We start from the raw sequence: 12088 nt of genomic DNA on the forward strand, positions 1-12088 counted from the left end.
GGCTCACCGGCCGGGTCAGTGGCCGAGGAGGACCGGGTTGGTGAGGGCGGCCATCGGGCCCCAGGGCAGGTCGGGGCCCATGGCGTTGCCCCGGCCCGGGGAGCCGTCGGGCCTGGGGTGGCGGACCTCGGCGCGGACGTAGGCGGCGAGCGAGGCGGTGGTGCGCCAGACGAGGACGCCCGTGCCGCTCGCGGGGAGGGTCTCCTGGCGGAGCTGGCCCTCGTCGGTGATCAGGCGCAGGGTGCCGTTCGGGACGCCCGAGACGGACAGCCGGACGTCCACCGGGGCGTCCGGGGCGACCGCCAGGCGCTCGCCGATGCCGGCCATGCGGCCCGCGCCGACGGCCGTCAGGTCGAGCTGCACGGCGGTGGAGCCGGCGATCCAGCTGCGGCCCGCCCGGAGCCCGGCCAGCACGTGGTCCCGGGTCAGGTCCTCGGCGAGCACCACGGTGTGCGGGGCGCCGATCGGCTGCGGCGCGCTGTGGGCGTCGCTGTTGCCGATCGCCGGGAGCCAGCGGCCGCCGCCCCGGGCGGCCCGGACCAGTTGGGCGTCCCAGCTGTCGAGCGCGGACTCGTCGTCGTAGGTCCAGGGCCCGTTCCAGACCTCGACCGCGTCGGCCTCCTCGTAGCCGAACTTCCAGGCGCAGGCCACGTACGGGCAGTACGGGTGGGCGGGCACCACCAGGCCGCCGCCGCGCCGCACCTCACGGGCGAACCGCGGGTGCACCCCGTCCCGGGCCCGGTAGCGCCAGTCCACCCTCCCCCAGCCTCCGGCCGGGGGTGCCCCCTCGCCCGGGCGGGTGCCGAGGGCCAGCCAGTGGCCGTTGCGGGTGGTCACCTCCTCGCCCGGGACCACCAGCAGGTCGGGGCCGGCCAGTGGGCCCCAACTGCCGTGCGAGGACGAGGTGTTGTGGTCGGTGGAGACGATGAAGTCCAGCCCCGCCGCGCGGGCCCCGGCGGCCACCTCCTCGGGGGTGCGGCGCCCGTCCGAGTGCACGGTGTGCAGGTGGCAGTCGCCCCGGTACCAGGCCCGGCCGCGCCCGGCCGCCCGCTCCGGCGGGTAGGAGGGCACGTACGCCGGCCCGGCCGGGCCGAACCGGAAGGTCACCTCCACCCGGTACTCCAGCCCCTGCGGGGCCACCTGGTACGGGCCGAGCACCACGTGCCAGCGGCCCGGGCGGACCGGGCCCGGCAGGTAGCCCGGGGTGGCCTGCGCCCGGCTGATCGCGAACTCGGTGCGGAAGCCGCCGGACCAGCCCCGGAAGCCCGGGCCGCCCAGCTCGGTGCCGCGCTCGTCGAAGATCCCGATGTCGCAGGAGTTGCCCGGGGTGCCGGGCGGCACCGCCGGGCGGTCGTAGGAGTAACGGACCGCCAGCTCGCGCACGCCCGGCGGGACCTCCACCGGCAGGTGCACGAAGTCGGGCGCGCCGGTCTCCAGACGGCCGGTCAGGACCACCGTCCCGCTCGCTGCCGTCGGCGGGCACCCCGCCTGAGGGGGACCGTTCGCCGTCCGCCGCCGCGGCCGGTGCGGCGCCCGCGGCCGCGACGGTGAACCCGACCGCCGCCGCCCCGGCCAGCAGGCCGCGCCGTCCGATCCCGTCCGTGCCCGGTTCCCTGTGCTCGTCCATCCGTCCGTCCTCCCGTCGGTGGCTCCAGTGCCGCGCGGGCTCCTTCCCCCGCCCGGTGAACCGGCGGTGATACGGGCCCCTCGGACCGCGGGCGGGTCGGTGGCGGGCGGGTACGGCGGGCGTGGTTCGATGGGCGGTCGCTGTCCGAACGAACCACCGAACTGCTGGGACGTCCCCGTGAACCACACCGCCGCGACACTGCTCTCCGTCGCGCTGCTGCTCATCGTCCTGGTCTGCGCCGTGGTCCGACCGCGCGGCTGGCCGGAGGCGGTGGCGGCGGTCCCGGCCGCGGCGCTGCTGGTGGTCACCGGCGTGGTGCCCTGGCACACCGCGGCGGCCGAGCTGGAGCGGCTCGGCCCGGTCACCGCCTTCCTGGCCGCCGTCCTGGTGCTCGCCCAACTCTGCGACGGGGAGGGCCTGTTCCGCGCCTGCGGGGCCTGGATGGCGCGGACTGCCGGGACGCCCGGGCGGCTGCTGGCCCAGGTCTTCCTGCTCTGCTCGGTGGTCACCGCCGTGCTCAGCCTGGACGCCACCGTGGTGCTGCTCACCCCCGTGGTCTTCGCCACCGCCACCCGCCTCGGGGTCCGGGCCCGGCCCCACTCGTACGCCGCCGCCCACCTCTCCAACACCGCCTCGCTGCTGCTGCCCGTCTCCAACCTCACCAACCTGCTGGTCTTCACCGCGAGCGGCCTGGCCTTCACCCGCTTCGCCGCCCTGATGGCGCTGCCCTGGGTGGTCGCGATCGCCGCCGAGTACGTCGTCCTGCGGTGGTTCTTCGCCGCCGACCTGACCGCCTCGGCCCGCCCGCAGCACGACGCGGAGCCGGCCGAGCGGCCGGTCTTCGCCCTGGTGGTGCTGGCCGCCACCCTGGGCGGCTTCGTGCTGGCCTCCGCGCTCGGCGCCGAACCGGTCTGGGCGGCCGCCGCCGGGGCGCTGGTGCTGGCCGTCCGGGCGCTTCGCCGCCGCACCGTGACGCCGGGCGGGCTGGTGCGGGCCGCCAACATCCCCTTCCTGGCCTTCGTGCTCGCCCTCGGCGTGGTGGTCAAGGCCGTGGTCGACCACGGCCTGGCCGACGCGCTCGGCCACCTCACCCCGGCCGGGGACTCGCTGGGCGCGCTCTTCGCGCTCGCGGCCCTGGCCGCCGTCCTGGCCAACGTGATCAACAACCTGCCCGCCGTGCTGGTGCTCCTCCCGCTCGCCCTGCCGTCCGGCCCGGGCGCGGTGCTGGCCGTCCTGCTCGGGGTGAACATCGGGCCGAACCTCAGCTACGCGGGCTCGCTGGCCACCCTGCTCTGGCGGCGGATCGTGCAGGAGCGGGGCGGGGAGCCGGTGCGGCTGGGGGAGTTCACCCGGCTCTCGCTGCTGACCGTGCCGCTCGCGCTGGGGCTCGCGGTGCCCGCGCTCTGGCTCTCGCTGCGTCTGATCGGGGTCTGAACCGGGCCTGGTCGGGTTCTGACGGCACGTCGGGCGGCCGGGACGGGGGCTGCCCGCGGCGCGGGCCCGGGTCAGAACACGCCGGTCCCGTTCACCTCGCGGAACCAGGCGGCGGTCAGCGCCGCCACCTGCTCCAGTGACCCCAGCTCCTCGAAGAGGTGCCCGGCCCCCGGGACCACCGCGATCCGGTGCGGCGTGGTGATCCGGGCGGCGGCCGCGCGGTTGAGCGCGAGCACCGTCCCGTCCCGGCCGCCGACGATCATCAGCACCGGTGCCCGCACCTGTTCGAGGGCCGCCCCGGCCAGGTCCGGCCGCCCGCCCCGGCTGACCACCGCGCGGACCCGTTCCGGCCGCTGCGCGGCCGCCTGCAGGGCGGCCGCCGCGCCGGTGCTGGCACCGAACAGGCCGACCGCGAGCCGGGCGGTGGCCGGGTGCTCGCCCAGCCAGTCCACGGCGGTCACCAGGCGGCGGCCCAGCATCGGGACGTCGAAGCGGTAGGCGGCGGAGAGCGCGTCGGCCCGCTCCTCCTGACGGGTCAACAGGTCCAGCAGAAGGGTGCCGAGGCCGTGGTCCTGGAGGGTCCGCGCGATGGCGCGGTTGCGCGGGCTGTGCCGCGAGCTACCGCTGCCGTGGGCGAACAGGACCACCGTCGCCGCCGTGCGGGGCACCACGAGGTCACCGGCCAGGGTGGCCTGGCCGACCGGCAGCTCCACCCGCTGGGTGAGCATCGCCTCGCCTCCCGTTCGTCCCCCGCTCGTGCCCCCGCTCGGTCTCGCGCCTGTCTCCCGCGTCGGTTCCGTCCCCCCGCGTCCGTGTCCTGCTGCGCCACTGCCCGGGAGCGTCGTCCCGAAACGTGCGCGTCGTCGCGCTCCGAGGGGTGCGGGGGCTCGCCGGGGGCGTACACGAGTACGACGGAGCGTGACCACGAAGCATCCGCCCCGCAGACGGCCGAGAGCCCCCTCCGGACGACAATCGGTACACGGAGCAGTGCAGTTGTGTCCTATCATCCTCCCGGCCCGGAACCGGGTCGCGTCGAACCGCGTCACTCTCGGTGGCCACGGAACGGCACAGCCCCGGCGGCCACGGGCCGGGCGGACGGACACCCCTGGGGGACGAGATGGGCGAGACGCGCTGGGAACTGCCGGAGTACGAGCACCTGCGCGAACTCGGCGCGGGCGCGGCCGGCCGGGTGGTGCTGGCCAGGCACCGGGCCACCGGCACGCCGGTGGCGGTCAAGTACCTCACCGGCAGCGCCGCCGACCACCAGGGCTTCCGCGCCGAGGCCGAACTGCTCGGCGCCCTGCGCTCCCCGCACGTCGCCCAGCTCTACGAGTACGTCGAGGGCCCGCAGGGCGCCGCGATCGTGATGGAGCTGATCGACGGCATCTCGCTGCGCGAGCTCATCAAGGCCGAGGGCGCCACCGGCCCCGAGGCCGCCCTCACCGTCCTCAAGGGCTCGCTGCTCGGCCTGGCCACCGCCCACGCGGCCGGCGTGGTGCACCGCGACTACAAGCCCGCCAACGTGCTGGTCGCGGCCGACGGATCGTCCAAGCTGGTCGACTTCGGCATCGCCCTGCGCGACGGCAGCACCGGCACGGTGGCCGGGACCCCCGCCTACATGGCCCCCGAGCAGTGGGCCGGAAAGCCCGCCGCCCCCACCACCGACGTCTACGCCGCCACCGCGACCTTCTTCGAGTGCCTCACCGGCGCCAAGCCCTACGCCGGCACCACCCTGATGGAACTGGCCGTCCAGCACACCGAGGCCGACATCCCGGCCGAGCAGGCCCCCGAGGCGCTGCGCCCGCTGATCCTGGCCGGCCTCGCCAAGACCCCCGGGGACCGGCCCGACGGCGCCGCGCTGCTGGTCGAGCAGTTGGAGGAGGTGGCCGGCGCCGCCTACGGGCCCGACTGGGAGCAGCGCGGGCGGCACCGCCTCGCCGCGCTGGTCGCGCTGCTGCCGTTCCTGCTGCCCTCGGCGGGCGGCGAGGTCGGCGGCACCTCCTTCGCCACCACCACGCTCGGGCCCACGGGCGGGGGCGGTGCCGGCGGTGCAGGCGGTGCAGGCGGTTCCGGTGGTGCCGGCGGGGCGGTGCCGCGGACCGTGCGGCGGATACGGGTCGTCGGTGCGGCGGCGGGCGCGCTGCTGGTCGCCACGGCCGTGGCGGGCGTCGCGGTCGCGGGCGTCTCCGACCCCGCCAACGCGGGCACCGTCGCCGAACCCAAGATCACCACCACCCTCGGCGCACCGGGCCCCGGGGCCCCCTCCGCGGACCCGTCCGCCTCCGACTCCCCGTCGCCTTCGGCCTCTCCCTCGCCCTCGGCGAGCGAGTCCTCCGCCGTCCCGAGCGGCACGGCCACCACCCCCGGTGCCACCCTCGCACCCCCGCCCACCAAGGCCCCGCCCACCACCAAGGCCCCGGCCTCCCCGGTCCTCACCACGGCCCCGACCACGCCGCCGACCAGTGCCCCGAGCTCCCCGTCGGCGCCCGCCACCCCGACCGTCACCCCGCCCGCGCCCCCGCTCCGGGTGGTCGCCATCAACGGGACGGCCTCCTGCAGCACCACGCAGATGACGGTCTCGGGCACCGTGCAGACCGACGGTGCGGCGGACGGCACCCTCACCCTGAGCTGGACGAGCAGCGCCTCCCGCCTCCCCGTCACGCACACGGTGGCGCTCCCGAAGGGGCAGAGGACGGTGAAGTTCAGCGACTCGATGCCCTTCGGCACCGCCTTCTCCCGTACGGTCCGGCTGAACACCACCCGGCGGCGGCGAGCGGCCAGGGCAGCACGTTCACCAAGGACACCATCACCTGCAACCCGCCCCGCTGAGACCGCTGAGACCGCTGAGAGCAGGACGACCGGCATGACCACCCCGCCCACCTCCGCCCCCGAGCCCGACCCCACCGTCCGCCTCGGCAAGCAAGACACGCCCCTGCCCCTCGGCCCCGTCCGCCCCGCCGAGGACGGCACCGTCCGACTCCGGCAGTCCGCCGACGAGTTGCCCGACGAGACGGTCCGCCTGGCACCGGACGCGGCCGAGGCCACCGTCAAGCTCTCTCCGGCGGCCGCGCCCGACGCGACCGTGAAGCTGACTCCGGCCGCAGCTCCGGACACGACCGTGAAGCTCGGGCAGGGCGCCGTTTCCGATGCCACGGTCAAGCTCTCCCCGGCCGCCGTCCCCGACGCCGAGGCCACCGTCAAGCTCCCGCCGGGCGGTGTCGTGCTCGACGCCACCACCGAGATGACCGCGACGGCCCTGACGGAACGCCTGGACCGGACCCCTCCGCCGTCCGCCGTCCCCGGTCCCGTGCCGGTCCCCGCTCCCGAGGCCACCGCTCCCGAGGCCACCGTGCCGGACGGCGGGCTGCGCCGCTTCGGTCCGGGCGTCCCGCCGCAGGCCGCCGCCGTCTGGCACGGCGCCGCGCAGCAGGAGCCCGCGCCCCGTCCGCGCCGTCGCGGCCGCTGGGCCCTCTTCCTGCTGATCCTCCTGCTGGTCCTCGCCCTGCTCGGCTGGTTCGCCTGGCAGCGCTACGGCCGCCCGGTGGCCGTCAACTCGGTCTCCGTGCAGACCGGTTCGGCCGACCTAGCCTGCGACGGGACCCAGACCATCACCGCCGCCCTGGAGACGGACGGCGGGGCCGGCGACGTCTCCTACCGCTGGCTGCGCAGTGACGGCACCGACTCCGGCCCGCTCACCCAGAGCGTCCAGCCCGGTCACCACACCACCCAGCTCACCCTCCGCTGGTCCTTCCACGGCCGGGGCACCCTCGACGCCACCGCCACCCTCCAGGTCGACGCCCCGACCGCTCACACCTCCGCCGTCTCCTTCCGGTACACCTGCCCCTGACGCACCGTCGGGCCCCCTCCTCGGAGGGGGCACCGCAGGCAGCCCCGCTGCCAGCGCGGCGACCTCCCGCCGATGGGCCTGCTCGGTCTCCACGAACCGGCGGGCGACCGTCCTGGTGCCCTCGCCCGTCTGCCGGTACAGGGCCGCCACGGCGTGGCCGGCCTCCCGCCCCAACCGCCGGCCGATCCTGCGGGCGGCCTCCTCCAGGGCCTGCACGATCCGATCGCTCATCCGAACGACACCCCCGCTGCCGTCGACTCGAATTCCCGTGCACGGGAGGTCACTTGGTCGGCGTGCTCCTGGAGCAGCTCGGCGTGCCGCACCAGCTCTCCCGGGACCACCCGGAAGCCGCCGACCACCTCGCCGTCACCATCCGCGGCCGGGGCCGCCGCTCCCCGGGCCCCGGGGAAGACCAGGCCGGTCAACACGCCTTCCACCACCCGCTCCAAGGGCTCCACCGCCTGTGTCAGGAGCTCGGCGACGATCCGCTCCTCCAGCTCCCGCAGGATCCCGTCGACCACCCGCCGGGTCGCCTCCACCAGCGCCGCCTCGGCTGCCGCCGCCGCGCCGAAGGTCGCCGCGGTCGCCGCCGTGGCGGCAGCGAACTCAACGGCTGCGAACGTGAGTTGGGCGATCACCGCCACCTTCGCGGCCACCACCGCATCGGCCGCCACCTCGATCGTGGTCGCCACCACGCCGCAGACCCCCACCAGTTCGTCCACGTGCTCGACGGTCATGCCGCGCCAGCGCGACGCCAGCACCCGGTAGGAGTCCGCCTCGTAGTGCTCCGCCATCCCCCGGACGGTCGCCGTCGCGGCCTGATGGCTCCCGTCGAGGCCGGACGCGAACTCCCGCACCCGCCCGGCGAACTCCCGGACCCGGTCCTCGTCCACCTCCGGCCAGTGGAACCCGAGGAGGTCCATCACCCAGACCAGCTCGCCGGGCAGCTCGATGGCCAAACTTCCTCCGGTGTGACGTGCAGTCAGCGGTCCATCACTCTTGGTGCATCATAGTCGCTCCCGTCGGATCCCGGCCGCCGCGCCGGTCGCGGTAAGGGTGCGGTGGGGGCGCGGTGGCGGTCCGCACCTGACCATCCGTCAGATCCGTTCCTGAAAGGGCGAGGACGGAACTGATCACCTCTTGTCGCGATGGCTGCTTGGCGCGAGCATGGGCGGGCGGTCATGTGGTTCGCGTAGGGATTCCGTCGAGGCACGGTGGAGAACGGAGTCCCGCGATCCGCGTGCCGCGGTACGGACGTGACGACAACGGTGGAGGGGAACATGGTCTTTGACGCCCTGGTGGCGCTCCGGCGGGCGGGGAATCCGGTCGGTCCGCGTTCCACCGGCCTTGAGCCGGCCTGATGGCCCTCGGTCTGGGCATCCTCGGTCCCTTGCGGGTGCTGGTGGACGGCCGCCCGGTCGATCCGGGGCCGCGCAAGCAGCAGATCATGCTGGCCGCGCTGCTGTGCCACGCCAACGCGCGGGTCTCCGCCGACGAACTGGCCGAGGCGCTGTGGGGCGACGCGCCGCCCCGGACGGCGCGCAAGAACCTCCAGGTGTACGTGTGTGCGCTGCGCAGGCTGCTGGGTGCGGACTCCGAGACCCGGATCGACCACCAGAGCGGCGGGTACGTGCTGCACACGGTGGCCGAGGAGTTCGACGTGCTCGGCTTCGAGCAGCGGGCGTGGACCGGTGCGCCGGCCGCGGCCCTGGAGCTGTGGCGGGGGCCGGTGCTGGACGGGCTCCGGGACGTGCCGCTGATCGACACCGTGGCGCAGCGGCTGGACCAGCGGGTGCTGGTGGTCTTCGAGGACTGGGTGGAGGCGACGCTGGCCGCCGGCGACGGTGCGTCGGCGGTCGCGCGGGTCTCCGAGATCGCGCAGCGGCACCCGTTCCGGGAGCGGCTGCGGATGCTCCAGATGAACGCGCTGGGCCAGGCCGGGCGGCGCTCCGAGGCGCTGGCGGTCTACGAGGAGCTGCGTCAGGCGCTGGCCCACGAACTGGGACTGCCGCCCAGCCCGGCGCTGGAGCGGTGCTACCGCTCGCTGCTGGAGGCCCAGGCCGCCGAGCGGCAGCGGCCGGTGGCGGCCCGTCAGGAACGGGGAGCCGGGCCGAACCTGCTGCCCTCCGATCCGCTGGCCTTCACCGGCCGGGCCGCCGCCGCCCGGGAGCTGACCGAGGTCCTGCTCGGCGGTGAGGGCCGGCTGGCCGTGGTGAGCGGCCCGCTCGGCGCGGGCAAGACGGCGCTCGCCGCGCACGTGGCGCACCGGCTCGGCGAGCACTTCCCGGACGGCAGGCTGTTCGTCCGGCTGCGCGGCGAGGACGGGCGGGCGCGGCCGGTGGAGGACGTGCTGCGCCAACTGCTGGCGGCCGTCGCCCCCGCCCGGGCGGCGGCGGCCGATCCGCGCTGGGAGTGGCAGCTGTGGCTGACGGGGCGCCGGGCGCTGCTGGTGGTCGACGACGCCCGGTGCGAGAGCGAGGTCCGGCCGCTGCTGCCGGAGGCGGGGGAGAGCTCGGTACTGGTGACGGCGCGCCCCGGGCTGATCGGTCTGGACGGTGCGCACCGGCTCTGGCTGGCCGCCTTCGAGCCGGCCGAGGCGGTCGAGTTCCTGGGCCGGGTGGTCGGCGCGGGGCGGGTCGAGGCGGACCGCGAGTCGGCGGGGCGGATCGTCCGTGCCGCCGGTCTGCTGCCGCTCGGGGTCCGCCTGGTGGCCGACCGGCTGGCCTTCCTCCGCCACGTCACGCTGGGGGAGTACGCCGCGCGGTTGGCGGGCGACCGGGGGCTGCTGGACGAGCTGTGCGGGGCGGACCCGGCGGTCCGGGCCCGGTTGGCGGAGTCGGTCCGGCACCTGTCCGAGGACGGGTACCGGACGGTGCTGGGCCTGGGCCTGGGCGTGGAGCGGGTGTTCACCCCGGCGCAGGCCGCCGCCGTGCTCGGGAGTGACCAGCGGACGGCGGTGCGCGCGCTGGAACGGCTGCTGGAGGACGGTCTGCTGACGGTGGCCCACCCGGAGGAGGACGAGGGGCTCCCCGAGCGGTGGACCCACGGCGTGCGCTACGAGATGCCCGCGCTGCTCCACGCCTACGCGCGCGAGACGGCCGGGCGGACGGCGGGGCGGCCACCGGGGCAGGGAACGGTGCAGGGAACGGGACAGGCGGCCGGGCGGGTGGCGGGCGCCCAGGGGTCCGGCCATCGGGTGACCGACCGTCAGGACACCGCCGGCACGACCGTGGACCTGACATTGTTCGCGCCCGCGCCGAGCCGCTGACCAGCCGTCATACCGCTGTCGAACCGGCGACCAGTCGTCGCCATACCGGGGATCCCTAGCTTTTCTCCCGGGGCGGTCGTCACCAGACGGCGCCACGACAGAGGAGGACACCATGTCGCAGAACATCAACCCGGAGCAGCACGACGCCGAGAACGAGGACGTCGACGTCGTCGCGCACGGTCAGGACGCGGAGGCCGTGTCCGAGGACATCTGTGTCATCAACAACAAGCACGACCTGGCCTGAGTAGTCGAGCCGTGCCGACCGGGCCGGCCATCCGGGAGACGGCGCTCGTCGCCGCACTCCGGACGGCCCGCTCGGCGGCCGGCCGCCCCTGACCGGGAGATGCCGTGAACATCCTGCTCTGCCCGCTCAGTGACGGCGGCTACCTCTACCCGGCGATCGCCGCCGGACGGGAACTGGCCCGCCGGGGCCACCGGGTCAGCCTGCTGGGCCGGTCCACCGCGGCGCCGTTCGCGGCCGAGGCGGGACTGCCGTTCGCGGCGGCGGAGGAGTTCGGCGGTCGGCAGGCGTTCTCGGCGGCCCGGTGGGGCACCACCGGGGCCGCGCAGTACCGGGCGACCGTACGGGCCGCCCGGCAGGCCCGGGCCGACCTGCTGGTCACCTCCGTGCTGTGCAACGGCGCCCTGCTCGCGGCCGAGGCACTGGACCTCCCGGTGGTGGTCATCGGCCTCTCGGTCCACCTGTGGACCTACCGCAGCGGTGGCGCGGACGAGCCGCAGTGGGGCCGGACCAGGCAGAACCGGACCGAGGAGTGCCTGGAGCTGTACGCGGCGGTCCGGGACGAGGCCGGACTGGCCGGACGGGCGCCCCGGTGGCCGGAGAACCCCCTGCACGGTGACGCCCTGCTGCTCCGCGGCATCCCCGAACTGGAGTACCCCGGCGCCGAGTTGCCCGAGCGGACGTACCAGGTCGGCCCGCTGGACTGGGAGCCGGCCGCTGACCGGGCCGAACTCGCCGAGCTCACCGCCACCTTGGACCGGTGCGGCAAACCGGTGGTCTACGTCCACCTGGGCCGCTTCTTCGGTGGCGGCAGCCCGTGGCCCCGGCTGAACACCACCTTCACCGGCGGGAACTTCCAGGCGGTGGTGGAACAGGGACGGTCGACCGACCCGCGGCCCGCCCCCGGGGCGGACATCCAGCTGGTGCGCAGGCCGTGGCTGGGGCCGATGCTCGACCGGGCCGGGCTGGTGCTGACCAACGGCACCTCCGCCCCGGTGCTGGCCTCCCTGCAGCGCGGCCTCCCGCTCGGAGTCTCACCCAACGGCTCCGAGCAGCCGGTGCTCGCCGCCGCCTGCATCCGGGCCGGCGCCGCCGTGCACGTCCCGAACACCCCGGAGCCCGACCAGCGGACCCGGCTCGACGCGGCCTGGCAGGACGACCGGCTGCGCGAGAACGCCCGCCGCCTCGGCCGCCGGCTCGCCGCAACGGCCGGCACGGCCCGCGCGGCCGACCTCGTCGAGCTGGTGCCCGTCCGACCGTTCGCGCCGAGGCCGGCCCGCCCGGCCCACCCGGCCCGCACCGCACGCACCGAACACCCGGCCTGATCCGACGCGAACCGTCGGGCGGGCCCTGGCCCAGCAGAGCGCAACCCCAGGGAGAACCATGATGACGCGATCGGTCGGTCCGGACACCGCGACGGTGCGGCGGCTGTCGGCGGGCGTGCTGCGGTGGGTCCGGCTGCACGCCGAGTTCCTCGACTCCCCGTCGGGACGGGCCGAACTGCCGGTGGCCCCGCGGGTGAAGGCCCTGTTGCAGCTCGCCCTGCTGCGCCGCTCCTGGGAGCGGGCCACCCCGGCCGACCCCGGCCTGGACGCGGTGACCGCCGTCCTCGGCCGGGTCTGGCGCGACCCCGACCCCGAGTCTGGCGGGGCTGCTCTGCAGCCTCATGAA

Annotated in this window: 8 protein-coding genes and 1 pseudogene; 6 read left to right on the forward strand and 3 right to left on the reverse strand. The window is 75.9% G+C overall.

The window, feature by feature from the left end:
* Window positions 1–15: 15 nt before the first annotated feature.
* Window positions 16–1627, reverse strand: a pseudogene (locus ABD946_RS13105) (CehA/McbA family metallohydrolase).
* Between the two features lie 177 nt (window positions 1628–1804).
* On the opposite strand from ABD946_RS13105, the gene ABD946_RS13110 reads away from it, so the two are divergent.
* On the forward strand, window positions 1805–3061 hold the full coding sequence (locus tag ABD946_RS13110; protein WP_345283193.1) for an SLC13 family permease: 1257 nt from the start codon (window positions 1805–1807) through the stop codon (window positions 3059–3061).
* A 71-nt stretch (window positions 3062–3132) separates the two neighbouring features.
* Here ABD946_RS13110 and ABD946_RS13115 read toward each other — a convergent pair whose 3' ends face one another.
* Window positions 3133–3789, reverse strand: coding sequence for a dienelactone hydrolase family protein (locus ABD946_RS13115; protein ID WP_345283195.1), 657 nt, complete (start codon window positions 3787–3789; stop codon window positions 3133–3135).
* A 389-nt stretch (window positions 3790–4178) separates the two neighbouring features.
* Between ABD946_RS13115 and ABD946_RS13120 the strand changes: the two genes are divergently transcribed.
* Window positions 4179–6908, forward strand: coding sequence for a serine/threonine-protein kinase (locus ABD946_RS13120; RefSeq protein WP_345283197.1), 2730 nt, complete (start codon window positions 4179–4181; stop codon window positions 6906–6908).
* Between the two features lie 227 nt (window positions 6909–7135).
* Here the strand turns inward: ABD946_RS13120 and ABD946_RS13125 are convergent, their stop codons facing one another.
* Window positions 7136–7867: a WXG100-like domain-containing protein gene (locus ABD946_RS13125; protein ID WP_345283199.1), complete on the reverse strand. Its 732-nt coding sequence runs from the start codon at window positions 7865–7867 to the stop codon at window positions 7136–7138.
* Between the two features lie 401 nt (window positions 7868–8268).
* Between ABD946_RS13125 and ABD946_RS13130 the strand changes: the two genes are divergently transcribed.
* The 4 genes from ABD946_RS13130 to ABD946_RS13145 form a co-directional block, all read left to right on the forward strand.
* The gene (locus ABD946_RS13130; RefSeq protein WP_345283201.1) at window positions 8269–10176 is read left to right on the forward strand and encodes an AfsR/SARP family transcriptional regulator; all 1908 of its coding nucleotides are present in this window, start codon (window positions 8269–8271) and stop codon (window positions 10174–10176) included.
* A 112-nt stretch (window positions 10177–10288) separates the two neighbouring features.
* Window positions 10289–10420, forward strand: coding sequence for a hypothetical protein (locus tag ABD946_RS13135; RefSeq protein ID WP_345283202.1), 132 nt, complete (start codon window positions 10289–10291; stop codon window positions 10418–10420).
* A 104-nt stretch (window positions 10421–10524) separates the two neighbouring features.
* Entirely contained in the window at window positions 10525–11742 is a 1218-nt protein-coding gene (locus ABD946_RS13140) for a glycosyltransferase (protein ID WP_345283204.1), read from the forward strand.
* 58 nt (window positions 11743–11800) lie between these two features.
* The coding region (locus ABD946_RS13145) for a DUF6895 family protein (protein ID WP_425558602.1) at window positions 11801–12088 on the forward strand (288 nt) is incomplete at its 3' end.

Origin of the sequence: Kitasatospora albolonga (genome assembly GCF_039535905.1) — a bacterium.
Classification (GTDB): Bacteria; Actinomycetota; Actinomycetes; order Streptomycetales; family Streptomycetaceae; genus Kitasatospora; species Kitasatospora albolonga.